23 protein-coding genes are annotated in these 24,373 nt (G+C 62.7%); 12 read left to right on the top strand and 11 right to left on the bottom strand.

Annotated elements, in window-relative coordinates:
* Positions 1–399 precede the first annotated feature (399 nt).
* A complete protein-coding gene (locus NKJ35_RS22715; RefSeq protein ID WP_352649619.1) occupies positions 400–1,692 on the bottom strand; it encodes an Nramp family divalent metal transporter in 1,293 nt (430 codons plus the stop codon).
* Positions 1,693–1,928: 236 nt separating this feature from the next.
* Here NKJ35_RS22715 and NKJ35_RS22710 point away from each other — a divergent pair, with 236 nt between their 5' ends.
* Complete coding sequence (locus tag NKJ35_RS22710; protein ID WP_023677305.1) at positions 1,929–2,234, top strand: hypothetical protein; 306 nt, start codon at positions 1,929–1,931, stop codon at positions 2,232–2,234.
* Positions 2,235–2,348: 114 nt separating this feature from the next.
* Here NKJ35_RS22710 and NKJ35_RS22705 read toward each other — a convergent pair whose 3' ends face one another.
* Entirely contained in the window at positions 2,349–3,203 is an 855-nt protein-coding gene (locus NKJ35_RS22705; protein ID WP_352649618.1) for an aldo/keto reductase, read from the bottom strand.
* Positions 3,204–3,433: 230 nt separating this feature from the next.
* Between NKJ35_RS22705 and NKJ35_RS22700 the strand changes: the two genes are divergently transcribed.
* From NKJ35_RS22700 to NKJ35_RS22685, 4 genes are all read left to right on the top strand, one after another.
* Positions 3,434–4,069, top strand: coding sequence for an ankyrin repeat domain-containing protein (locus NKJ35_RS22700; protein WP_352649617.1), 636 nt, complete (start codon positions 3,434–3,436; stop codon positions 4,067–4,069).
* A 142-nt stretch (positions 4,070–4,211) separates the two neighbouring features.
* Positions 4,212–4,601, top strand: coding sequence for an ArsR/SmtB family transcription factor (locus tag NKJ35_RS22695; protein ID WP_254819404.1), 390 nt, complete (start codon positions 4,212–4,214; stop codon positions 4,599–4,601).
* Positions 4,598–5,131 (top strand): SRPBCC family protein, encoded by a 534-nt coding sequence (locus NKJ35_RS22690; protein ID WP_352649616.1) that lies wholly within the window; start codon positions 4,598–4,600, stop codon positions 5,129–5,131. Before NKJ35_RS22695 ends, NKJ35_RS22690 begins: the two co-directional genes overlap by 4 nt.
* A gap of 93 nt (positions 5,132–5,224) precedes the next feature.
* Positions 5,225–5,800, top strand: coding sequence for a dihydrofolate reductase family protein (locus NKJ35_RS22685; RefSeq protein ID WP_352649615.1), 576 nt, complete (start codon positions 5,225–5,227; stop codon positions 5,798–5,800).
* Positions 5,801–5,922: 122 nt separating this feature from the next.
* On the opposite strand, the gene NKJ35_RS22680 is transcribed toward NKJ35_RS22685, so the two are convergent.
* The 6 genes from NKJ35_RS22680 to NKJ35_RS22655 form a co-directional block, all read right to left on the bottom strand.
* The gene (locus NKJ35_RS22680) at positions 5,923–6,723 is read right to left on the bottom strand and encodes a class I SAM-dependent methyltransferase (RefSeq protein ID WP_352649614.1); all 801 of its coding nucleotides are present in this window, start codon (positions 6,721–6,723) and stop codon (positions 5,923–5,925) included.
* Between the two features lie 152 nt (positions 6,724–6,875).
* Positions 6,876–7,781 (bottom strand): DUF930 domain-containing protein, encoded by a 906-nt coding sequence (locus NKJ35_RS22675; RefSeq protein ID WP_352649613.1) that lies wholly within the window; start codon positions 7,779–7,781, stop codon positions 6,876–6,878.
* Positions 7,782–7,964: 183 nt separating this feature from the next.
* On the bottom strand, positions 7,965–8,714 hold the full coding sequence (locus tag NKJ35_RS22670) for a glucose 1-dehydrogenase (RefSeq protein WP_254819721.1): 750 nt from the start codon (positions 8,712–8,714) through the stop codon (positions 7,965–7,967).
* Positions 8,715–8,762: 48 nt separating this feature from the next.
* Entirely contained in the window at positions 8,763–9,767 is a 1,005-nt protein-coding gene (locus NKJ35_RS22665) for a sugar-binding protein (RefSeq protein WP_254819720.1), read from the bottom strand.
* Positions 9,768–9,820: 53 nt separating this feature from the next.
* Positions 9,821–10,882 (bottom strand): ABC transporter permease, encoded by a 1,062-nt coding sequence (locus NKJ35_RS22660; protein ID WP_254819719.1) that lies wholly within the window; start codon positions 10,880–10,882, stop codon positions 9,821–9,823.
* Between the two features lie 55 nt (positions 10,883–10,937).
* Positions 10,938–11,678 (bottom strand): ATP-binding cassette domain-containing protein, encoded by a 741-nt coding sequence (locus tag NKJ35_RS22655; RefSeq protein ID WP_254819718.1) that lies wholly within the window; start codon positions 11,676–11,678, stop codon positions 10,938–10,940.
* A gap of 452 nt (positions 11,679–12,130) precedes the next feature.
* Here NKJ35_RS22655 and NKJ35_RS22650 point away from each other — a divergent pair, with 452 nt between their 5' ends.
* Positions 12,131–13,564 carry a coiled-coil domain-containing protein gene (locus NKJ35_RS22650; RefSeq protein WP_502904665.1) on the top strand — a complete coding sequence of 478 codons (1,434 nt, stop codon included), beginning with the start codon at positions 12,131–12,133 and terminating at the stop codon, positions 13,562–13,564.
* A gap of 127 nt (positions 13,565–13,691) precedes the next feature.
* A complete protein-coding gene (locus tag NKJ35_RS22645) occupies positions 13,692–15,254 on the top strand; it encodes a serine hydrolase (protein ID WP_352649611.1) in 1,563 nt (520 codons plus the stop codon).
* Between the two features lie 29 nt (positions 15,255–15,283).
* Here the strand turns inward: NKJ35_RS22645 and NKJ35_RS22640 are convergent, their stop codons facing one another.
* Positions 15,284–16,219 carry a hypothetical protein gene (locus NKJ35_RS22640; protein WP_352475600.1) on the bottom strand — a complete coding sequence of 312 codons (936 nt, stop codon included), beginning with the start codon at positions 16,217–16,219 and terminating at the stop codon, positions 15,284–15,286.
* 265 nt (positions 16,220–16,484) lie between these two features.
* Here NKJ35_RS22640 and NKJ35_RS22635 point away from each other — a divergent pair, with 265 nt between their 5' ends.
* Positions 16,485–16,925: a lipid-binding SYLF domain-containing protein gene (locus NKJ35_RS22635; protein WP_352475599.1), complete on the top strand. Its 441-nt coding sequence runs from the start codon at positions 16,485–16,487 to the stop codon at positions 16,923–16,925.
* An 18-nt stretch (positions 16,926–16,943) separates the two neighbouring features.
* Here NKJ35_RS22635 and NKJ35_RS22630 read toward each other — a convergent pair whose 3' ends face one another.
* The gene (locus tag NKJ35_RS22630) at positions 16,944–17,576 is read right to left on the bottom strand and encodes a TetR/AcrR family transcriptional regulator (RefSeq protein ID WP_352649610.1); all 633 of its coding nucleotides are present in this window, start codon (positions 17,574–17,576) and stop codon (positions 16,944–16,946) included.
* Positions 17,577–18,277: 701 nt separating this feature from the next.
* Between NKJ35_RS22630 and NKJ35_RS22625 the strand changes: the two genes are divergently transcribed.
* The 3 genes from NKJ35_RS22625 to NKJ35_RS22615 are packed head-to-tail and all read left to right on the top strand — an operon-like array spanning position 18,278 to position 22,061.
* Positions 18,278–18,763, top strand: coding sequence for a (2Fe-2S)-binding protein (locus tag NKJ35_RS22625; RefSeq protein ID WP_352649609.1), 486 nt, complete (start codon positions 18,278–18,280; stop codon positions 18,761–18,763).
* Complete coding sequence (locus NKJ35_RS22620) at positions 18,760–19,743, top strand: FAD binding domain-containing protein (protein WP_352649608.1); 984 nt, start codon at positions 18,760–18,762, stop codon at positions 19,741–19,743. The genes NKJ35_RS22625 and NKJ35_RS22620 overlap by 4 nt, the downstream gene beginning before the upstream one ends.
* Positions 19,740–22,061, top strand: a complete 2,322-nt coding sequence (locus NKJ35_RS22615) for a xanthine dehydrogenase family protein molybdopterin-binding subunit (protein WP_352649607.1) — start codon at positions 19,740–19,742, stop codon at positions 22,059–22,061. The genes NKJ35_RS22620 and NKJ35_RS22615 overlap by 4 nt, the downstream gene beginning before the upstream one ends.
* Before the next feature lie 234 nt (positions 22,062–22,295).
* Here the strand turns inward: NKJ35_RS22615 and NKJ35_RS22610 are convergent, their stop codons facing one another.
* Positions 22,296–23,306, bottom strand: coding sequence for a zinc-dependent alcohol dehydrogenase family protein (locus NKJ35_RS22610; protein WP_352649606.1), 1,011 nt, complete (start codon positions 23,304–23,306; stop codon positions 22,296–22,298).
* Between the two features lie 105 nt (positions 23,307–23,411).
* On the opposite strand from NKJ35_RS22610, the gene NKJ35_RS22605 reads away from it, so the two are divergent.
* Entirely contained in the window at positions 23,412–24,341 is a 930-nt protein-coding gene (locus tag NKJ35_RS22605) for a LysR family transcriptional regulator (RefSeq protein ID WP_352649605.1), read from the top strand.
* Positions 24,342–24,373: the final 32 nt, after the last annotated feature.

The following is a 24,373-nucleotide window of genomic DNA, read 5'->3' as shown; positions in this document are numbered from 1 at the left end:
CGCAGCGCATCGACCAGCGGCGCACAGGCCTGCCAGCGCCTTGTCCCTCGGGCTGCGGTGAATCAGGTCAATTTGATTCAAATCCGGCTGTGGATATTTGCTTTTGGGTAAATCGAGGCGGTCATCTTGCCGGCCGGCGGGCAACAGGGAGAAGCCGATGACAAGCGACTTTGCCGCCGCACACCTCCATCTTGAACGAGCCAGCCATTATTTGAGCGGCGAGGACGAGACGAGCCGCACGGCTCGTGCGGCTGTGGATCATCTGATCGATGCAATTGTCGCAGTGCAATACAAACGGCCGATGGGCGACGTAGTGGAATTTCCAGGACCGGCAAAGCCGGGACAATCCGCAAGCGGGACGGGTTAACTCAACTGGCGGCGTCCCTTTGTCCTGCCTGATCACATGAACCAGGTTGCCACCAGGCCGATCGTCGCCGAGAAGATGGCGGCGGTCGTTGCCCAACCGAGTATGTTGGTGCTGCGGCTGTTCACCTGGTCGCCCATGATCCTCCGGCTGTTCGTCATCAGCATGATGAGCAGCAGCAAGGGCGGCGTCGAGAAGCCCTGAACTATGCCGGACCAGACCAGCGCCTTCATCGGATTGAAGCCGAGGAAGTTGAGGCCGGCGGCGATCGCCGTAAAAAATCCGATGGCGAGATAAAATTTGGGCGCCTCTCGAGCCCGGGCGTGCAGGCTGTTTTTCCAGCCGATGGCTTGTGCCACGTCATAGGCAGCGCCGGTAGTCATGACAGGAACCGCTAGGAAACCGACGCCGATCACGCCTGCGGCGAACAGGACGCTTGCGGCCTGGCCGGCTAGCGGGCGCAGCGCCTCCGCCGCTTGCGCTGCCGTGTCGATATCGTGGTGGCCCGCCTTGTAGAGCGTAGCACCCGTCGACAGGATGATGAAATACATGATGAGATTTGAAAACATCATGCCGATGAGGATGTCCCGGCGAGAGCGACGGAGTTCGCTGTCGGTAGCGCCCTTCCTTTGCCCGAGCGTCGTTCGCCCCTGGGCAATCTCCTCCTCGACCTCCTCATTGGACTGCCACGTGTAGAGATAGGCGGACAGCGTCGTGCCGATGATGGCGACCAGGATCGACAGGAACTCACGGTTGAATTCGATCCGCGGAAGCAGCGTTCCGCGCAGTACGGCCGCGGCGTCCGGCTTGGCCAGAATGGCGGCACCGACATAGGCGAGCAGCGCCAACGCCAGCCACCGAAAGATGTTGCGGATCAAAGTATAGGAGCCGAAGACCTGGAGGGCGAAGATGATGGCGGCGACGAACAGCACGATCAGCGGGATGGGAAGTGGCACGAACATGTTGATCGCGGCCGCCATTCCACCAAGATCCGCCGCTGCCTCGATGGTGTTGCCGACGAGCACACCCAACAGCACCGACCAGAGCAGCCACCGCGGATAGAAGTCCTTGATGACGTGGAACAATCCGCGCCCGGATACCTGGCCAAGCTTCGATGACAGGTAGACGACCACATACATCATCGGCAACGTCACCGGAGCCGTCCAGAGCAGGTCGGGTCCGAAGCGGGCGCCGGCGCTGGCATAGGTGCCTATTGCAGAACAATCGTCGTCGGCTGCCCCGGTTATCAGGCCGAGGCCGAGCGCTCGGCCTATGCCGTCTTTGCCCTCCTTCGGTGGGTGGGAATGGTCAGAGCCGGCCTGCCTCATTGCGACCGGACCGGGTTGCGAACGAAAGACGCGGCCTGCCGTGCAACAATGGTAAGGATCGGTCGGGGCGCTGGTCTCATTTTGCTTCCTTCAACAACTTGCCCAAACCCGGCGTGCCATGACTTGTTCCGCGACGAGGGGGGGCAGGGTTTTGCTTCAGGCAAAAAAGTTCGGGTTGACCGCTTCCGAGCGCGAAGCGACTATCCGTTCGAGGATAAGATCGCAGGAGGAATGCAATGGACGAGCCCGGTCAGTGGCGCCACATGTCGAGCGCGCCAAGGGACGGCAGCAGAATCCTTGTCACGGTTCGGCCGTCCGAACAGGGTCCGGCCGAGGTCGACATGGCTTACTGGGCCCGCGCCGATCAGTTCGGCAGCGAAGGCTGGCGCGCTTCCGATTCGTCGCCAGGACGCATCGTCGAATATGCCGAACCCGAACTGAAGTGCTGGATGCCGCTGCCGTCGGCCAATCTCAGCAAGGGATCGATGCCGAGCCCCTGGGAGGGCGAAGATGTGCCGCTGGTGGATGGCTCCGGGATATGAGCTAGCGGGAAGGGTAGTTTTGATCGCTGGCGGGACAGCACCCCCTCTGGCCTGCCGGCCATCTCCCCCTCAAGGGGCCCTCAAGGGGGAGATCGGCAGCTTCACTGTCGGCCCTCAGAACAGGAATGCAGCGGTAGCGGGGTTCGGGCCGGTGCGGCCGTCGGGCGAATCCATGCCCCGAATTAGCTCGAGGTCCTTCGCTTCCAGCTCGAAATCGAAGACATCGAAATTGGCGGCGATGCGGTCCTGGTGGATCGACTTTGGAATGACGATCAAGCCTTCCTGAAGATGCCACCGGACGATCGTCTGCGCCACCGACTTGCCGTGTTTCCTGGCGATGCTTTCAAGCGTCGGATCGCTCAACAGCCGGCCGCTGCCCAGCGGGCTCCAGCTCTCGATGCGGATGTTGTGCCTGTCGTGGAATTCACGTTTGTCACGCTGCTGGAAGCGGGGGTGGAGCTCGATCTGGTTGACGGTCGGCGTGACGCCGGTCTCGCCGATGATCCGTTCGAGATGGTCCTGGTTGAAGTTCGAAACGCCGATCGACTTGATGCGGCCTGATTGCCTGAGTTCGATCAGCGTCTTCCAGGCCTCGACATATCTGTCCTGGCTGGGTACCGGCCAATGGATCAGGAACAGGTCGATCTGTTCGATGCCGAGCTTGCTCATCGTCCCGTCGAAGGCGCGCAAGGCGGCGTCGCGTTGATGCGCGCCGTTGCGCAGTTTCGAGGTGATGAACAACTCGCTTCTCGGCACGCCGGCCGAGCGGATCGCCTGCCCGACACCTTCCTCGTTCTGATAGCCTTCGGCGGTGTCGATCAGTCTGTAGCCGGCCTCGATTCCCCAGCGCACCACCTTGGCGGTGATGGCTGGATCGACCTGCCACACGCCGAGGCCGATTTGCGGAATGGCGGAGCCGTCGTTCAATCTGATCTGTTCAGGTCTATTCAGGGTAATCTGTTCAGGCATGTTCACGTCCTTCTGCATCGTTCCGCCCGGCGCACGCTCTATCTAGTCTGGATGGCTGCCAAAGCCAGTCGATATCAGGAGAATGTGAGGAGAGGGACGTTAAGCGCTGAGCCTCCGCTTCGGGCCGACAGCTCTCTGTGACCCACGGAGTCCGGGGAACTCCATTCAGGACGATCCCGCTGTCGCGGATTTCTGTGGTATTCTGTGGATTATTCGAGGAGGCAACTGCGTTGACCAACAGCTTGGAAGCCGAAGGAGCAAGAGACTGGTCGCCCCTGCTGGTCGCGGCAGAACAAGGCGATGCGGATGCGGTTCGATCGGAATTGGCGGCTGGCGCCGACATCAATCAGTCGGACGACGGCGGCTGGTCTGCACTTCACCTTTCAGCCCTCAATGACCGCACAGCGGTGGTCGAGGTACTGATCGAAGACCCGGAAATCGATGTGAATGCCAGAAACAAGTGGAAGAGCACGCCCTTGAGCCTTGCGTCGGCCAAGGGACACTACGCGTGTATCTCAGGCCTCGTGAGACACCCCCAAATAGAGATCAACGCGCGAGCTGACTACTACGGCAGAACGGCTCTTATCGAGGCGGCGAAGAACGGGCATCTCGAAGTCGTCAAGTTGCTCGTGGAGAAAGGCGCGGAAGTAAATCTGACCGACAAGACGGGGAGAAACAACGCGCTCATCGAGGCTATCAAAGGGCGACACTACGAGATCGCGGAATACCTGCTGGATTCTGGGAAAGTGAGCTTTATCAACAAAGAGATTAGGCTAAACGCCCTGATCTGGGCTGGCAGCTGCCACAACCCTCAGCTTATCGAAAGGCTGGAAGCCGCGATCCACAGTTTCTTCAACGGCAAATAAGGGCCTCGCCCTTACTGTCGCGGGCCGTCCGTATCTCCCGTCACGTCGATGCGCTCGATGGCGCAAACGGCCCCGCGGGCTTCACGTAATTTATTCAACCAAACGGTTGACTATCTCAAAGCGTGCGTCTATATTCAACTACATGGTTGAATTACAAACACCTCAGATGGATGCGGTCTTTCACGCCCTCGGCGACGCCACGCGCCGGCACATGCTTCGCGATCTCGCCGATGGCGAGAAAACGGTAAGCCAGCTGGCGGAACCCTTCGCGATGTCGCTCGCGGCGGCCTCCAAGCACATCAAGACGCTGGAGAACGCAGGGCTTATTCGTCGAGAGGTGAGGGGCCGCACGCATCTGTGCCGACTAGCCCCCGGACCGCTGGCCAGCGCCCATCAGTGGCTCAGCTTCTACGAGCGCTTCTGGACAGGTCGTCTCGATGTCCTCGAACGCCTTCTTCGCGAAGAGGACGCACGCAAAGCCCAGGATGAGCCCAGGAAATCGCCCAATCCGAAAGAAGGAGACGAGCAATGAACCAGATGAGAAGCATCGACGCCTATGGCGCGCTAAGCGAGCCCGCCACGTTCACTATCCAACGCCTTTTGCCCGGACCCATCGAGCGCGTCTGGGCCTATCTCACCGAGAGTGACCTGCGCCGGCAGTGGATGGCAGCGGGGCAGATGGAAATGAAGGCGGGCAGCTCGTTCGAATTGGTCTGGCGTAACGACGAGCTGACCGACCCGCCTGGCGAGCGCCCCGCGAGCTTTCCCGAAGAGCATCGGATGGACGGCCGGATCACCGAACTCGATCCGCCGCGCAAGCTTTCCATCACCTGGGGAAATACCGGCGGCGTCTCCTTCTTGCTGGAGGCGAAGGGTAGCGATGTGCTGCTCACCGTTGTCCATCGCCGCCTGCCGGAACGTGCAATCCAGCTCAACATCACGGCCGGCTGGCACATGCATCTCGACCTACTGGCCGCCCGCCTGGCTGGCAAGACGCCGACCTCGTTCTGGGACGGCTGGAGCCGCCTGCGGGAAGAATACGACCGCCGCCTGCCGGCCTGATGTAATTCGCGGCGTCCATCCCTGAGGTCGCCGCCAGCAACACGAAGCAACGATGAAACGTGCTTGCATCCCGCAAGCCTGATGGAGGAAGTCATGCGCAAATTGATCGCTGGAATGAAAATTTCCGTCGACGGCAAGATGGAGGGGCCCGAGGGTTATGCCGATTGGGTCGACGCGTGGTCGGACGAATATGGCCTGACGCCGCAAATCGACGCCTGCCTGCTTGGCAGCGTCATGTATGCCGGCTACGAGCGCTACTGGAGCGCCATCCAGAACGAGCCCGACAAGCCTCTGCCGATGACCGGCAAATTGCCGAAGCCGGCCGAGCTCGAATGGGCCCGCTTCGCCGCGCAGACCCCGCATTATGTGCTGTCGAACACAATGACTTCGGCCGCCTGGCCAAAGACGCGCTTCGTGCGGAATTTCGAGGATATCGCTGCGCTGAAACAGAAGCCCGGCAAAGACATCTATCTTATGGGCGGCGCCCAAATTACCGCGAGCCTTATCGATGCCGGGCTGGTCGATGAGCTCAGGCTGATCGTCTATCCGCTGCTCGCCGGTGAAGGAAAGGCGCTGTTTGGGACGGCGAAAAATCGTCGTGGGCTCGAACTGCGCAAACTGGAGCAGCTTTCGGACGGGCGCGTCGGGCTGGTCTACGGGATCGGCTAACGCAACCACCCTTGGCGGATCCAGCGGCGCCGAAGCGCAGGCCGTCCCGTCAACAGCGGGACAAGCTGGCGCGAGGAGAGCGATGCTTCCTGTGCGATGAATGCATCCCGGCTGCCGGCCGGTCAGGCAACGATGCCGCGGCAGGCCCAGGCGACATTCGCAAAGGATCTCGGGCCGTCGGGCCGGCCGGCCTCGTAGGCGTCGCGCATGGCGGCGTCGACGCGCGCCCGCTCTTCTGGATCGAGCGTGGCCACATACTTGCCAAGCGGCCCTTCGCCGGCGGCTATCGGCGCCCAGTAATCGTCGAAGTTTTGATAGTCCATGCGGATCATCAGCTCGGTCTCCGTAACGTCGCGGAGACCCTGCTCGACAAAGGTCCGTTTCATTTCACCGGGCTGCATCATCGGCTGCGTGCAATAGCGGGCGCGCAGCTGGCGTCCGCCTTCGCTGAGCACCGCCACCGTGTCGATCATCATGCGCATCCCCGGCATGCCGCCGAGATGGTCCCATACCGTCGCCGCGACCACGCCGCCCGGCCGCACGACGCGGCGCATCTCGGCGACTGCCTTGCCGGCTTCGGGCACGAAATGGAGCACGAGCAGGGCCAGGGCACGGTCGAACGCGCCGTCCTCAAAGGGCAGGGCGCAGGCATCCGCCTGACGGATTTTTATCCGCGGATCGGAGTTGCGCCGGATTGCCTCCTCGACAAAAACGGCTGAAAAGTCAATCGCGGCGACCTCACGTAGGTCAGCGGCCTTGACGAGCGCGAAGGTCAGGCTGCCGGTGCCGCAACCGACGTCGAGGATCTTTTCGTCGTCTTTAAGGCCCGCAAAGTCGATGAACAGCGGCGCGAGCCTTTGGCTCCAGCGGCCCATGAGCTGCTCATACCCGGCAGCGTGGTGAACGTTGAAACTTGAAGTCATCCAAGCCTCCTCCCAAAGCCGTATGCTAGACTTCAGCGGTCACTGACGAAAGCCATTTTTGGCGCGTGTTGGTTCGGTCACCCGGGCCGCGCGAAGACATCGCCGGCCGGATTTGATGGCGCCGGACAGCCAGCCTCCGTGGCCTTGACCACCTATTCGGCGGGCAACCCGCGGCGCTTCCATTCACTGCGCGGCACCGGATTTCCAACACGGAAGGCGAACGACACGACTTTCGTTGCGTCCGGATCGACCTCACAACGAAAGCTCAGATCGTACCACTGCCCGCTGGCGCGGAACTCGGTCCTGGAGACTTGCATGACATTGCCGTCCCTCAACCTGTAGGTACGCAAGACGTCGGGAAAATACGGGGGCGAGGCGTGGCGCAACTGTTCGCCCAGTTCCCAGAAGCAGAGCTGACCGACCCGCTCGGGGCGCGGCACGTTTCTCATGGCCGTTGTCGCGATTGGATCATCGGTTGCTGCTTGCGAGAACAATCTTTTCGCTTTTTCAAGCTTCAACGGCTTTTGCACTTTGGCGACATCCGCTGGCTTTGGCGGCTGTGATGCGCCAGGCGGCGGAGCCTGGTCTTTCCCCTCGACCGCTGTCACTGCAGGTGGCTGTGCAATATCCTGGTTATCGGGATCTTGCGACGCCGGCGGTTGTTCCGAACCATCCTCCGCACTGTTGCCGTCCAGAGACTTGCGCGGACCGGCGTCCTTCTCACCGAATTGGAAGACAGGTCTCTGCGCGGCGACCTCACGGCTCGCCGGCGTCTCGACCTTTGCTTCCGGCGGCTTTTCCGACTTGGGCGGTTCAGCGGGAGACGGAGGTTTGGTCTTTTCCGGCGGTTTAGGCGGCGGCACGATATCCACCGCAATGGCCTGCTCCTTCCCTGGCTGCGAGAGCGTTGCCGGCAGTCTGAACAACAAAAACGCGACGATGAGCAGATGCAGGGCAATCGAAGTGGGCAAGGCCCACCCGAATACCCGGCGCTGATCCCGTATGTCGTTTCTCATCGTGGCCGGTGTGTGGAATGAAATATTGGCGGCATCAAGCATCGATGCCGCCAGACGTCGAAATAACCCGTTGCGAATCGAAAGTCGGCGCCTGCAATACGGCGCGTCATCCAATCTTGTGGCGTCTGCGTCCGCGCAGGGGACCGGGCTAGCAGCGTATGCAGCAAGTCGTCATTTCAGGCGGCTAGCAGGCACGCCCTGTCGGCAAGGTGTCGCCGGTTGAAATCACAGGGAAACCGATAGTCCGCCGTCAACGGCCAGCACGTGCCCGTTGACGTAAGCGGCAGCGTCGGAGGCGAGAAACACCACGGCTCCGCCGAGTTCCTCAGGCTGGGCCCAGCGGCCCGCGGGGGTTCGTGCCTCGACCCATTTGGTGAAGGCCTCGTCGTGCATAAGTGCGGTGTTGAGCTCGGTGGCGAAATAGCCTGGGGCGATCGCGTTGACGGTGATGCCGTGGCGGCCCAGCTCAGCGGCAGTTGAGCGTGTCAGCCCATGTAGCCCCGCCTTTGCCGCCACATAGGCGTGAATGGTGGGACGGCCAAGGATCGCTGCGACCGATCCGGTGTTTATTATGCGCCCGAACTTGTTTGGCAGCATCAGGCGCACCGCGTCGCGCATCATGCGGAAGCAAGCCGACAGATTGACGGCAACCACGTGGTTGAAATCCTCGTCCTGCCATTCGACCAGCGGTTTACGATGCTGGATACCGGCGTTGTTGACCAGAATGTCGAGGCGGCCGTGGCGTTCGACGATTCCTTCGAGCGACGCCCTTGAGATCGCCGCGTCGGTGACATCGAACGGCAGGGCTTCTGCACCGATCCTGTCCGCCGCAGCCGAAAGGGCGGCCACGTCGCGGGCATTGACGACCACCGTCGCGCCGTTTTCCGCAAGTGCCTTGGCCATGGCAAAACCAAGACCACGCGAGGCACCCGTGACCAATGCGACACGGCCCTTGAGCGAGAACAATTCCGGCATTGAGATCCCCTATGAAAAAGGGCGGGAGTTTCCTCCCGCCCAAAAGCACTATTTGGCGACGCAGGTGTCGGCTGTCTCCGGAGTGCAGACATCGAGGCCCGTGTAGGTCGGGTCGGCCGGCGGAGCCTTGCCGTCCTTCATGTCCTTCAGCGCCATCATCGTCTTGTAGCCCATCTCGAACGGCCGCTGGCCGACCTGGCCAAGCGAGAAACCTTCCTTCATCTGGTCGATCTGTACCGGAAGCGTGTCGGCGACGACAAGGGCCAGGGCCTTCGAGGCGATCTTGTCCTTGTACGGTGCGACGGCGGCGCGGTTGGCATCAGGGATGAACTGCGGGAAGCCACCGGTTGGGACAAACGCGTCGAGGTTCGGGTTTTTCGCCATGATATCCTCGAACTGTTGCACCGAAAGCGGGAAATCATCGTTGGTGTAGAGCGGACAGCCTTCAATTTCGGTCCAGCCGTTCTGGCCGGTCAGCCGATCTCCGGGCGAGGCCGCCGATTTGGTGCCCGAAAGCGTATCGCGAATGCCCTGCATGCGCTCGTTGTGGTTGGCCGCTGCGGCGCCGCCGGACTGGATACAGATCGTGCCGCCTTTGGGCTTGATCTGCATGACAAGCTTGGCGAGGTTCACGCCGATCTCGTAATTGTGGGTGCCGATGTAGGCAACGCGCAGATCCTTGTTTTCGGGCAGGAGATCGGAGTCCCAGGTGAGTACCGGGATACCGGCCTCCTTGGCGGCCTGCAGCGCAACCGCCATCGCCGCGGCGTTCGAAGGCGACACGGCGATGCCGTCCACCTTCTTGGCCACGAGGTCCTGCACGATCTGCACCTGCTCGTCGCCGCCGCCATGTTCGCCGGGACCGATATACATGCACTCCACAGCGCCATTGGATTCGGCCTCGGCCTTCTTGCAGCCGTCGCGTGCCTGGTCGAAGAAAGGATTGTTCATGTTCTTCGGCACCAGGGCGAAGGTGTATTTCGCCTGGGCGCCGGAAACGGCGAGCACCATTGCGCCAAGCGCGACGGCGGCCGTCAGCAGATGTTTTTTCATGTGACGTTCTCCTCCTTGGTGTGATGTCCCGCAAGCCTCCCGCCGGCGGGTTTCTAGCGGCGTTTTTTGGGCATCAAGACTGCCAGCGACGCGGCGAGAATCGATTTGCCGCCGGTTTGCATGCCCAAGAGAACCGCAAGAACGATGAAGGCGCCGACGAAGGCACCCTGCCAGTTTGAATCGATGCCGGCCATCAGCAGCGCGTTCCTGATCACCTCGAGGAAGGCGGAACCGATGATCGCACCGAAGGCCGTGCCGGCGCCGCCCATGAGGCTGGCGCCGCCAATGACTGTCGCGGCGATAACGCGCAGCTCATAGCCTTGGCCCATGGCATTGATAGCCGAGCCGTTATAGCCGAGGAGCAGGAGCGAGGCGAGCGCGGCGGTGAAAGCCGAGAAGACATAGGCCTGGAATTTGATCCAGTTGACCGGAACGCCGGTGAGCCGTGCCGCCTCCTCATTGCCGCCGATGGCGAAGAGATGCCGGGCCCAGGCAGTGAAGTTAAACACGAAGCCGACAATCAGGGCCAGGATCACCATGGTCCAGAATTGTGACGACAGTTCTGGTATCCAATGCGGTGCCCAGTCGTCCAGACCATGCCGCGGCCATTTCCACTGACCGATTGCCTTTACGATCGGGGCATCGGGCCCGAACTGGTAGAGCATCTGGTTGGCCGAGAATACGACCGCCAGCGAGCGCGCGACGGACAGCATGCCGAGGGTGACCACAAAGGACGGCATCCCGACATAGGCGACAAAGAATCCATTGACCGCGCCACAGGCCAGACCGGAGAAAAGGCCCATGGCGAAGGCGACGTACCAGGGATAGTGCCAGGTGAGGAACAGGCCGGCGACGATGACCACGAGACCCATAACGGAGCCGACCGACAGATCTATACCGCCGGTGATGATGACGATCGTCATGCCAAGTGCCATGATGCCGAAAGGTGCGAAATTGCGCGTCACGTTGGCGACGTTTTCAGAGGTGCCGAAGCTCGGCTCCATCGCAGTCATCAACATGACGAGCGCGATGAGCGCGATCGTCACCCAGAAGGGCTGACTTGAAATCACACGTTGGAGAACTGTTTTTTCCTTGGTCGGAACGAAATCCGACATGACCGGCCGGCCATGTTCTTCGACTGAGCCCTGAACGCCAACTGACTCCTGAACACTATTCGCCACGGATGGCCCCCGTTATCAGTCCAGTGATTTCCTCGGGCGATGTTTTGTCGGCTGGCTTGTCGGCAACTTTCGAGCCCCGCCTGAGGACGATAATACGATCTGCCACGGCGAACACATCAGGCATTCGGTGACTGATCAGCATGACGCCGACTCCTTGTGCTTTGAGGCGTCGGATCAGTTCGAGTACTTCCGCCACCTGGCGCACTGAGATGGCGGCCGTTGGTTCGTCCATCAGCACCAGCTTGGCATTTGAAAGCCGGGTCCGCGCGATGGCGACCGCCTGGCGCTGCCCACCCGACATCTTTCTGACGAGGTCGCGCGGCCGGGTTTCCGATTTGAGTTCCTTGAACAGCGCAGCCGAGCGATCGATCATCGCCTGCTTGTCAAGAATCCTGATCGGCCAGAAGCCTTTCTTGATCTCGCGCCCCAGAAAGACGTTCTGCGCGGCCGTCAAGTTATCGGCGAGCGCCAGGTCCTGATAAACAACTTCGATCCCTTTGGCGCGGGCCTGCACAGGCTGGTGGAAGTGGCACACCTCGCCCTCGACTACAATTTCGCCGTCGCTCGGAGGAAAATTCCCGGCCACCGTCTTGACTATCGTCGACTTGCCGGCGCCGTTATCCCCCATGAGACCAACGACTTCGCCTCGCTCCACCTGGAAGCTGACGTCGGTCAGGGCCTGGATAGCCCCGAAATTCTTGGAGACGTGGCGAACCTCAAGCACCGGCATCGCGGTCCTCCGGGACAACATTTTGTCGGTCTTGTCCCCGGTCTATTCACAACAGCTAATCAGCGAAACGTATTCAACACAATCATTTATTAGGTCAGGCCTCTCGGCAGTGACACGCGTCGTCCTAGGCCGTGACCTTGTAGCTGCTGCAGAACACCGAGGCGCTCGGCCGGTCCTTAAGACAATCACCAGGCGATTCTCAGGCTTGCGCCGCTTCATATCCGTCTCGGGTGAAATGAGTGGCATTTTGCGAGCGGTGCCAACGCCTCGGGTATGGAGCGCCGCAGAACACGGCTTTGCGTCATTCAAACACACGAGGACAGTGGCCAAGCCTGTCCCTAGCCTGCGTCGGCCAGAGCGCACGTCAGGAGATGAACCCCGTATTCGGGGAGGCGAGGTCAAGTGTTGAAAGTCCGCTCCTTAACGGCGCTGCACGAGAGGGATATTCGGTCATGAATTTCAAAGGTTTGATCAAGCGTGCCGAGACTGTGGAGAGAGCCTTCAAGGAGCTCGAAACCGATTTGGCGGATGCGTTTAGCGAATGTCTCAACGTGGACGATCAGCCGCCGTTGAACGACGTCACTGTGCCGGATGAGACGGTATCGGATGAGAATCTCGCGGCAACGGATGACAGCTCGCAGATCGAGGCCAATGCGGACGCCTTCGAGACCGCACGACGGCTGTCCCCCCATACGCAAACCCGGCTGGCTGCCTTAAGCGCGGTCGATGGGCTCTTTCACGACGCGCAGGAGTATCTGGGGGAGATCAATGCGAAACTGTCGGAGATCGCGACCTCGCATCATCTGACGGGCGAATTTCTAAAACTGCTCCACGGCGACATTCTTCGCGCCAACGAATTGGAGCTGGCAAATACCGGCCTGACCGCGCAGCAAAGGGTGCTGTCCGAACAGCTCCACGATGCAACCAGAAAGCAGCGCGAGCGCGACAGCGCTATCGAGGCCCTGCAGCAGCACGAGGCGAGCCTGGTCGAGGACAAGGAAGCACTTCGCGGCGCGCTGGCTGCGGCAAGGCTGGAACTTGTCGTGGCAGGCAATGCGAGCGCAAAACGCGAGGCCGAGTTCGGCGAGCTTGTCAAAACACTCTCAGCCAGAGCCGTCGAGGCCAACAGACGCTCGCGCGAGAACGAAATGCTGCGGGAGAAACATGTCAGCCTGTCGATCGACCTCGACAAGGCGCTGAAACGGGAGGCCGAGGCCCGGCACAGGCTGGACGAACTCTCGACTGTCCATGCCAATGATGCCGCGCAGCTTTCGGAACTGCTGGCCGCGCTTGGCAAGAGCGAGAAAGAGGAGATGCGGCTGCAGAAATCGCTCGATATGGCGCAGGCGAAGCTATCGGAAATAACGGAAGCAGCCCGCCTCAGGGACGGTGACAGGGAAGCCGAGCTTGCACGCAGTGTCGCGGAGATGACCGGCCTGCGTTCTGAAATCGAGGACCTTCGATCGCGGCTGGAGGCCGCCTCCAACCAGAACAGCGAAGCCGCCAGCGAGATCGCCATGCTCAAGGCCCAGGCGAGCGACGCGGTGGCCGAAAAGCAAATTGTCGAGCAAAAATTGTCTGCTCTCATGAAAGAGAGCGAAAACGACAAGATGAACCTTTCCGCAATCAGCGCGAATCTTTCGCAGCTTTCTCTGCAACAGGCATCCGAACAGATACAGTTCGACGTCCAGAGGCAGGAATGCGAGGATCTGCGAGCCGAAGTCGCGTCGCTTCAAGCCCGGGTCAAGGAACTGTTGCCCTATGAGCGGCTCCACAAGGTCACCAACGCCAGACCGCGTGAAGACGGCGTGGTCGAGATCACCGCCGCGGTGGCGGAGAAGGCCCGCGCCGGCAGGCGGCGCCTCCGCCTGCGCGCTGCATCCTAGCTCAGGCGCGGCTGTCTGAATTTCGACTGGTGTGATGCGGACGTCCGTCAATGGATGGCGAGCGTGAGGCTGGCCTTCCCTGCGTCGGCCTGCAATAGTGCAAGCCGGTGAAGCGGAGGGGCTGAGCATGCGGCTGTTCACAAACCGGAATCACCTCCGGTGGAGGATGTTGGCCTTCATCGCAATCATGACGCTTTTGCCGGAGGCGGCGTCGGCCGATACCATCCCACCCGACAGGATCGCCGCAGCCCTGTCGAAGCTCGAATTGCTTGCCGAAGGCGTCGTCGCGGATGGTAGCGTGCCCGGTCTGGCCATCGGCGTCGTGCACGGCGACGAGGTGATCTTCCTCAAGGGGTTCGGGCATCGCGAAGCCGGAAAACCCGAGATCGTCGATTCTGACACGGTCTTCCAGATTGCCTCGCTCTCCAAGCCGGTCTCCGCCACCGTCGTGGCGGCGCTGGTCAGCGACGGGATCGCTTCGTGGGATTCCAAGATCGCCGACCTCGATCCGGCTTTCCGGCTCGCTCAGCCCTATCCGACCAGCGAACTCACGGTCCGCGACCTGTTTGCACACCGCAGCGGGCTTCCCGGCACCGCCGGCGACGACCTCGAGGACATCGGCTATGACCGCGCGGAGATCCTGCGCCGCCTGCGGTTCGTGTCGCCGGCATCGAGCTTTCGCGCGGGCTATTCCTACAGCAATTTCGGACTGACCGAGGGTGCCGTCGCGGCCGCGAAGCCGACAGGCAAATCATGGGAAGAGGTCGCCGAAGAGAAGCTCTACCGTCCGCTTGGAATGGCCTCGACCAGTTCCCGCCATTCGGACTTCATCAAGCACGCCAACCGCGCCGAGCTCCACGCCAAAATCGATGGCGCGTGGACCGCGAAGGTCCAGCGCTATCCGGATGCGCAGGCGCCAGCAGGCGGCGTCAGTTCCACCGCACGCGACCTCTCGCAATGGATGCGCCTTGTGCTCGGCAACGGGGCCTACGCCGGCAAGAGACTCATTGCCGCCGATGCGCTGGACCAGACACATATTCCCTTGATGGTTCGCGGCAAGAACCCCGTCTCCGGAGGCGAGGCCTTTTACGGCCTCGGCTGGAATGTCGAATTCGGCCGGCACGGACCGATCTGGGGTCATGCGGGCGCCTTCAGCGCCGGCGCCCGCAGTCTGGTGATGCTCTTTCCCGAGGAGAAGCTTGGCATTGTCGTCATCGCCAACGCCTTTCCGACAGGCGTGCCGGAGGGACTGTCCGACAGCTTCGCCGATCTCGTCTTCGACGGAACGCTGGGGAAGGACAAGGTAAAGGCTTGGAATGATATTTATGCAGGCATGTTCGGCCCGGTGATTGCGGCGGCCAAGGCTACCTATGCCGCGCCGCCCTCTCCAGCAAGTCCGGCGGCGCCGGCCAGCGCCTATGCGGGCCGTTACTTCAACGACTTCATCGGCGATGCTATTGTGTCAGGCGAAGGGGACGCTCTTATCCTCAAGGTCGGGCCTGCCGGTGCGCGGTCCTATCCACTGAAGCATTTCAACCGCGACCTCTTCGTGACCTTCCCCGATGCCGAGATGCCAGACAGGCCTTCGGCCGTCAGCTTTGCCCTCGGCCCCGACGGCAAGGCGTCGGCCATGACCGTCGAATTTCTCGACGACAATCGTCTCGGCACGCTGCAACGCGTGGGGGATTAGCCGCCGCCGGGCGGGCGATGCTTGCCGGTTCAGGATGCCGGGCCGAACTGGAGCAATTTGAAGCAATCGCCGCTTCCCGACTTCAACTGCGTCAGGAAGCCTTTCGACCGATCGATCCATTCCTGGTGCGACTTGGCATCGGCTTCGATCTCATTGGCCGGTGCAAGCTTGACGAAGCTTTTGCCATTGCTGAAAAGCCAGCACGCACGGCCGAGAAACCGCCTGCTGCGCTGGCGCAGGAGGTCGGCATCATAAAACACGTCGAGCACCTCCTGCTTGATCTTCCGCTCCTTTTCGGGATTGGCGATCGCAACCTCGATAGGCTCGCCGCCGATCGCATCCTGCAGGTCCTTGTAATCAAGGGCGATCTGGGTGGTGGCATATTTGACGTCGCTCTCGTCCCGGACGATGTTGAACCACAGCGTTGGGTTGAGCTCGTTGACGACGAACGATGCTTCGAAATCGCGCGACAGATTCAGGATATCGAACCCTTGAACATCGACGTCGCGCTCGACCAGAAGGATCTGGGAAACCTGCTTGGCGAGCGCCGTTCCGTGGGCGCTGACAGCGGCGTTGTCACCGCCGTGTTCCGGACTGACATAGGCACCGCCATCATCCAGCAGCGCGTCGAATTCGCCGAGGGCCTCCACGACAGCGCTGCCGCGGGCAACGCGCGCCGCCAGTTTGGCGAGAACCTGCTGGAGCTCCGCTTCGCGTTTTCGCTGGTCCTGATAATTCTGCTGGAAAAAGAAGATGAACAGGGACACGCCAATCCCGATCATGATCACGCCCAGCTGTGAAAAGATATTGCGATAATATTCCAGCAGCTTTTCACGATGGCGTACGTCGTCACGCACACTGTGCGCTACGCGAAGATTGACGATCAGCGAAAGGACCAAGAGCCCGGCACCTACCAGGATCAGGCCGCCGATCAGGAGGTAGCCATGCCGTGAGTTGAAGTCCATTCCTTGCCGCGCTCCCGAAACCCCAGACAGCGCAGACTAATACCATTCCGCCTCAACACCTACGATCATCCCCACCATTCGGCCACTGTTCTTACAGCCAGGACTGCGCTCGCCATCCGCCTCGTTTCGTAGCGGTCTTCTCGCAGCCGGATTCAGGCCGCGTGCTTGGAACCAATGACGGGCGAGACTGTTCAGCTATGACTTTGATACGGCGCCGACGTGCCCGGCCGGCTGGGCATGCGGCGATCTTTGAGGAGTTCTCATCATGAAGATTTCGTCCAGATTTCGTTCAGTCGCGGTTGCCGTCATAACTGCGGCGGCAGTTAGCTTTACCAGTGTCGCACATGCCGACAGCGGTACGATCCGCTTCGCCATCTACAAGGCGGCCTTCTTCATCGGCGGCGCCGGAGGCGAGGGCACACTGACCTTCCATGGTCGCCGGTATCCCATCTCGGTCGGCGGCATCTCGGGCGGCCTCGCCTTCGGTGCCTCCAAGACCTATTTCAAAGGTACCGTGCGCCACATACGGCGCGCCCGGGATGTGACGGGGGTTTACGGCGCAGCGGGCGGTGGCGGCGCGCTCGGCAAAGGAGCCCAGGTGATCGTCATGACCAATGACAAGGGTGCCCAACTCGAACTCACAGGCAGGCAGGTAGGCCTGCAAGTCAATGCCGATCTCAGCGGTATGAGCATCTCGCTGAAATAAGGACAGTCACTGCATTCGCTATTCCTTGGATGGGCCGGATTTGGCCGCTCCAAACCGAAGCCCATCCATCAGCAGCGACACCAATCGGCGCGAGCGGTCGCGCCAGTCCTTGGTGTCCGGGGCCGAATAGATGCCGCCCAGCGCATGCAGCACATCGGAGGCATCGACGTCGCTGCGGATCGAGCCGTCGGCGACCGCGGCATCGATCAGCCGCCGCAAGGCGAGCGTCACCCTGCCCGAAACGTCGGAGAACAGGGTGGAGTTGGTCGTGAGCAGGATGCGCAGGCTTGTCGACAGCCCGCGCTTGGTGGCGATGTAGTCGACGAAGCGCTGCATCCATTGTTCAAGAGCTACGTCGGGCGCATGATCGTGGGCGAGTTCGTCCGCCGCCTGGCACAGCCCTTCCACTTCGCGCCGATAAACCACCTCGACCAGATGCTCGCGGGTTGGGAAATGCCGGTAGAGCGTGCCGATGCCGACGCCGGCCTGGCGCGCAATCTCCTCCAGCGAGGCGTCGACGCCATGCGCGGCAAAGGCCTTTGCCGCGACCTCGACCAGCGCGTCGCGGTTGCGCTGCGCGTCGGCGCGCAGCGGTTTTGCAACGGCGGTTTCGGTTTTGTCTCCAGGTATGACGGGCGGCTCCGCGGCCAATTTCTTCTCCAGTGCTGATCCGAAGCATAACCGGATAGGCAGGCCCCGTTTCAAGAACGCAGACTCTTCCACCTTCGTTACGTCTCCGACAAATATATTCGCAAGTAACCATAATCACAGGATCGAGTTTGGGCCGGCGTTCCGGCAGGCGAGGCATCTTGCCCGCCTCCGGTGCACGGCGGGTGACGACGGAGGATATTTCCTCGCGGCCGGCACTCCTCATCTGTTCGGCCGATGCCGTGGGGCAAAAATGAGCCCACGTTGAGCGCGATCCCCTCAGGATCATTGGACTGTCCTGCCCCTACAGACAGTCCAGAGAGCACCACCGGCTTGGGCCGGTGGTGCCTTTTTGTCTCCTGGCATGGCGGCTGGCTGCCCGCCCCCAATTTTTCCAATTTCGATCAATTTCGATCCGGGGCTTGAACAGGGCGGAGCACGCCCCTAGTTAATAAACGGAGGCGCCTCCGATTTGTGGAGCGCCTTTATCATGTAATCACGGGATCGGGTATGTCACGTCTTTCGACCTCGCAAGCCGCGGCCCTCCCGGAGGTCGCATCAAGTCAAGCGGACCCCCGCTGCCCTGCCGGGCATCTCCCCGCAAGGGGAGATTAGCCTTCACCTAGCCATAAGCTGACCTTGCCGCTCGCCGGCCGGGCGCCAGATCATCCCCTCCGCGTCAAGCAACTGGAGCCAGACGCCCCATGACAAGCAAAACCCGAACTCCAATCCAACTTCAAATCAATGGACATCGACATGAGCTCGAGGTCGAACCGCGCGTTACCCTGCTCGACGCCTTGCGCGATAATCTCGGCCTGACCGGCACCAAGAAGGGCTGCGACCAGGGCCAGTGTGGCGCCTGCACGGTGCATATCGACGGCCAGCGCGTGCTGGCCTGCCTGACGCTTGCCACTCAGGCTGAAGGCAGGAACATCACCACCATCGAAGGGCTTGCCGGGGAGGATGGCGCGCTGCATGCCGTGCAGGCCGCCTTCCTCGAACAGGATGCCTTCCAGTGCGGCTATTGCACGCCGGGCCAGATCATGTCGGCCGCCGCCTGCATTCGCGAAGGCCATGCCGGCTCCGATGAGGAGATCCGCGAATACATGGCCGGCAATCTCTGCCGCTGCGGCGCATATCCGCATATCGTCGCCGCCGTGCGCCAGGCAGCCGTGGAGACCGCATCATGAGGGATTTTTCCTATCTGCGCGCCAATTCGGTCGATGCTGCGCGCCAAGCCTCGGCACAGCCGGGCGCCATGCTGCTTGCTGGCGGCACGACGCTTGTCGATCTCGCCAAATGCGGCGTTGCCGAACCCGAGACGGTGGTCGACATCACTCATCTCACCGGACTGGACACGATCGTGATCGATGACCGGGGCGCCACGGTCGGGGCGCTGGCCAGGATGAGCACCGTGGCCGACCATGCCGGTATCAAGAGCGGGTTCCCTGCCGTCTCAGAGGCGCTGTGGCAGGCGGCATCGGCGCAGCTGCGCAACATGGCGACGATCGGCGGCAATCTGATGCAGCGTACGCGCTGCCCCTATTTCCGCGACCCGGCGAATTTTCCCGCCTGCAACAAGCGCTCGCCCGGCAGCGGCTGCTCGGCTATCGGCGGCGTCACCCGCGGCCATGCCGTGCTCGGCACCAGCGAGGCCTGCATCGCCACCTATCCCGGCGACCTGGCGGTTGCACTCGTCGCTTTCGACGCAATCGTCCATCTCGGTGACCGCCAAATCGCCGTCGATAACTTTTTTCTGCTGCCGGGCAGCACGCCCGACAACGAACATGCGATCGAGCCCGGCGAGATGATCACCGCTATCGGCATTCCCGCTTCGGCCGCCGCCCGCCGCTCGACCTATCTCAAGGTCCGCGACCGCCAGTCCTATGAATTCGCCGCGGCAAGTGCCGCGGTCGGTATCGAGTTCGAGGCCGACGGAAGGACGATCCGCGATCTTCGCGTCGCGCTTGGCGGCGTCGCCACCAAGCCATGGCGCGCCCGCGCCGTCGAAGAGGCGCTGAAAGGCAAAGTGCTCGAGCCGGAGGTCGTCAGGCAAGCCAGCCTGCTCGCCGTCGAGGGCGCCGTCGACCATGGCGCCAACCACTACAAGATCCAACTGGCGCCGCGCGTCGTCGCCCGCGCCATGCTAAAAATGGGAGAAACGGCATGACCGTTCACGAGTTGAGAGCAAGACCCGGCGATGCCAAACACGGCGACGCTTCGGACGGTGCCGTCCTCGCCGATCAGGTCGGCGGCCGGCTGTCTCGGGTCGACGGCCCGGCCAAGATCACCGGTGCCGCCAAATACGCCGTCGAGCAGCAGCTCGAGGGGCTCACCCATGCGGTGCTGGTCGAGAGCACCATTGCCGCCGGCCGGGTGCGTTCGATCGACACGGCCGCGGCCGAAGCGTCGCCCGGCGTGCTGCTGGTGCTGACGCCTGACAATATCCTGCCGCTGAGAACCGCAACAGACTGGCTGGGTACGCCGCCGCCGGATGTCGCCTATTGCCCGCTGGCGCGCGACATCACCTTCAGCGGCCAGCATGTCGGGGCGGTCATCGCTGAGAGCTTCGAACAGGCGGTCGCGGCCGCGGCGCTGGTCAAGATCGCCTATGACGAGGCGCCGGCGATCGTCGACCTCAGCGATCCGAAGGCCGGCGACGGCATCCCGGTCGACGCCATGACCAAGGAATGGGGCGAGGCGGAGACAGCGTTCGCCTCGGCTCCGGTCAGGATCTGCAACGCTTACAACACGCCGCGCGAATACCAGGCGCCGATGGAGCCGCATGGCCTGATCGCAAAGTGGCAGGGCGACCAGCTGACGGTCTGGGAGCCAAGTCAATGGGTCGACGGCATGGCGCGGACCTATGCCGAATGGTTTGGCGTGCCGTTCGAGAATGTGCGCCTTGTCTCGCCCTATATTGGCGGCGGCTTCGGCTCCAAAGCGTTTGCCTATGGCTACGGCGCTGTAGCGGCAGTCGCCGCGAAAATGCTGGGACGGCCGGTGAAGCTAGCGGTCACCAGGCCGCAGACCTTCACCGCCTATGGCGGACGGGCGGCGACGCGCCAGACCGTGGCGCTCGGCGCCAACGTGGAGGGCCAGATCCAGTCGATCGTGCACCGCGGCGTCAACGAGACCTCGGTCGACGGCATGTGGGTCGAGCCGCTCGGCTCGGTCACCTCGGTCATGTACGCGACGCCGAATTTCTCGTCGCGGCAGAACGTCGTGCGGGTCAACACGGTGGTGCCGGGGGCATTGCGCGCGCCGGGCGAGAACCCGAGCGCTTTCGGTATCGAAAGCGCCATCGACGAGCTCGCCTATGAGGTCGGTATCGATCCGCTGGAAATCCGGCTTAGGAACTATGCCGAGCAGGACCCGCATGCGAAGAAGCCGTGGTCGACACGGCAGCTGCGTGAGGCGTTCGCCGCCGGCGCCGAAGCCTTTGGCTGGTCTAAGCGGAACCCCCGGCCGCGTTCGATGCGCGACGGCAACCAGCTGATCGGCTGGGGTGTCGCGGCAGGCACCTACCCGGTGCGGCGCGCCTATGGCGAAGCGGTCGTGCGCATTCTCGCCGACGGTTCGGTCGAGGTCGAAAGCTCATCGATCGACATGGGGCAGGGCACCTACACGATCCTGGCGCAGACCGCCGCCGAGGTGGTGGGCGTGCCGGCGGAAAACGTCGTCGTCAAGCTTGGCGATTCCCGCTATGCCCGTGCCGGCGTCACCGGCGGTTCGCGGCTGGCCGGGGTGATGACCGGCGCCGTCCACAAGGCGGCGAGTGCCGCGCTCGACCAACTGATCGGGCTCGCCATCAGCGATCCGGCTTCGCCGTTCCATGCACTGCAGGCCAACACGCTCGTCGTCGCCAATGGCCGCATCGCTTCACCGCGCGGCAACGGCCCTGAAGTTTCCATCGCCGAACTGCTCAGGAGCGTCGGGCGCGAGCATATCGAGGCGAAGGGCGACACCATGCCGGCCAATTCGACGGTCGAGGACCGCTACAAGAACTACACCACCATAGCCATGGCGCTGCCACACACCGAGGGCGACTACTCCAGGTATAGCTGGTGCGCGCATTTCATCGAGGTGCGCGTCGACGAGGATTTCGGCACGGTCAGGGTGTCGCGCGTGGTGTCGGCGCTGGATTCGGGCCGGCTCTACAATCCCAAGCTCGCCGAAAGCCAGTGGAAGGGCGGCATCATCATGGGCATCGGCCAGGCGCTGCTCGAGGAAGGCATCGTCGACCGCCGGCATGGGCGCATCGTCAACAACAATCTCGCCGACTATCTCATCGCCACGAATGCCGACATTCCCGATATCGAGGTGATCTCGGTCGGCATTCCCGATCCGCATTCCTCGGTGCTTGGCGGCAAGGGGGTCGGCGAACTGGGCATTGTCGGCGTGGCGCCGGCGATCGCCAACGCGGTGTTCCACGCCACCGGGAAAAGGGTGCGGGACCTGCCGATCACGCTGGAGAAGCTGATTTAGGGGCAGACGGCGAAGGTGCCAATCTCCCCCCTTGAGGGGGAGATGGCCGGCAGGGCAGAGGGGGCGCTGTCCCGCCGACCTCTTCCATCGCTGTTCACATAACTGCCCAAATTTCTCAGCTCATCATAGGTCGACCGGAATGCCGGCGATCCTTCGCGCCCCCCTCTGCCCTGCCGGACATCTCCCCCACGAGGGGGGAGATCGGCAGCTTCAGCGACGGCGCCTTCTCCAGGCTCACCACGTCAACGCAAACGCAAGCTTGCCGAAATGCCGGCCGCCAGCTGCCATATGGGCGTAGGCCTCGGTCGCCTGGTGCTGGCTGTAGACCGTGTCGATGACCGGATCGATATGGGCGGCGCCGATGGCGCGCGCCGCGTCGCGCAGGTCGGATACCGAACCGGTGTTGTTGCCCACCACCTTGAGTGCCTTGATGATGATCGGCAGCAGGTTCGTGGTGGCCTCGGCGCCGGTGACGAAGCCGATGGCGAACACCGTGCCGCCAGGCGCCGCGGCATTGATGGAGCGGGCGAAGGTGGCCGAGCCGCCGGTTTCGACGATCAGATCGGCGCCGAGGCCGTCGGTCAACTCGAGCACCTTGGCGTCCCAGTCCGGCGTCTGACGATAATTGATGAGGTGATCAGCACCCAAAGCCTTGGCGCGGGCCAGCTTTTCGTCCGACGACGAGGTGATGATGACCGTCGCGCCGGCTGCCTTGGCCAACTGCAGGGTCAGGATCGAGACACCGCCGGTACCGAGCAGGACGACGACCGACCCCGGCCCGGCATCGGCGGCGCGAAGCGCATTCCACGCGGTGGTGCCGGCGATCGGCAGCGTCGCTGCCGCTTCGAAGGAAAGATGCGCCGGCATCGGCACGACGGCATTGGCCGGCAGCGCGACATACTCGGCGAGCGAGCCGGGCAGCGTCAGGCCGCGCATCTCTCTGGTCTCGTAAGGCCGAGGACGGCCGCCGATCCAGCGCGGTTTTGCGTGGGCGATGACGCGGTCGTTGATGGCAACCCTCGACACGCCCTCGCCGATGCCGACGATCTCGCCGGCGCCGTCGACGACGGGAATGAGCGGAAAGCTCGGACCTGGATAGTTGCCGCTCGCTACCGCGACATCGACAAAATTGAGGCTTGCGGCGCGCAGGCGGATCAGCACTTCGCCGCGCTGCGGTTCAGGCGTGGGAACGGTGGCCGCGCGAAACGCGTCCAGTCTCGGGGCAGTCAGTTCGATCGCTTTCATGTCTCACTCCGGTTGATGGCCGATTGACGGGCCGGGATTGAGTGAAACTAGCTGCTGCGCTATTGGTATATAATCCTTGGCTGCTACATTTGAGCTCTGCGCCTGATGCAGCAATCGTACGAACCGGCGGCATTGGCCGAAATGGCCGCCTTCGCGGCAATCGCCGAAGCACGCTCGTTTACCAAGGCGGCGGCTCGCATCGGCCGCGACGCGACGATCCTGTCGCGGCGTCTTGCCTCGCTGGAAGAGCGGTTGGGCGTGCGCCTGCTGCACCGGACGACGCGAAGCGTGTCGCTGACCGAGGCGGGTTCGGAATTTCTCGTCCGCGTCCGCGCCATCCTGGCCGCGGTCGACGAGGCCGAGGCTGCCGCGTCGGCGCATGCCGGCGGCGGGCCGCGCGGCGTGCTGCGGCTGGCGCTGCCCGGCTCGTTCGGGCGCATGTGGATCGCCCCGCTGCTGCCGCAGTTTCTCGCCGAATTTCCCGACGTTCGTATCGAGGCCGAGTTCTCCAACCGCTTCGCCGATCTCGTCGCCGAGAATTTCGATGTCGCCGTGCGTCTCGGCGCACTGGAGGATTCGCGGCTGGTGGCGCGCAAGGTCGCAACACGGCGACGGCTGCTGTGCGCCGCACCGTCCTACCTCGCCCGCCGGGGCACGCCGACCGAACCTGAAGCGCTGCTGGGACACAGCTGTCTCGGCTTCTCAGGCTTCCAGACCTTTCCGGCCTGGGAGATGACCGACAGTTCTGGCCGGCGCGTCAGTATCGAGGTTTCCGGCCCGCTGGTCACCGACGATGCCGAGGTGCTGGTCGAAGCCGCGGTGCAAGGCGTCGGGCTGATGATGAGCACGGATTGGCTGGTCGGACGCGAGCTCGCCGACGGCCGGCTGGTGCCAGTGCTGGAGGACTGGACGCTTGCCGATGAGGGCGCCGTCTATGTCGTCATGCCTTCTGCCAAGGGGCAAGCCGCCAAGACACGTGCCTTCGCCGACTGGATCGGCAAACGCTTTGCGCCGGTTCCGCCGTGGCGGAGGTGAGGGTGCTGATCTCCCCCCTTTGAGGACCCCTC

It is taken from the genome of Mesorhizobium sp. M0136 (assembly GCF_040322515.1).
In the GTDB taxonomy this organism is placed as follows: Bacteria; Pseudomonadota; Alphaproteobacteria; order Rhizobiales; family Rhizobiaceae; genus Mesorhizobium.
The sequence above is the reverse complement of the archived record's forward strand: the minus strand, read 5'-3'. Positions and strand labels throughout refer to the sequence as shown.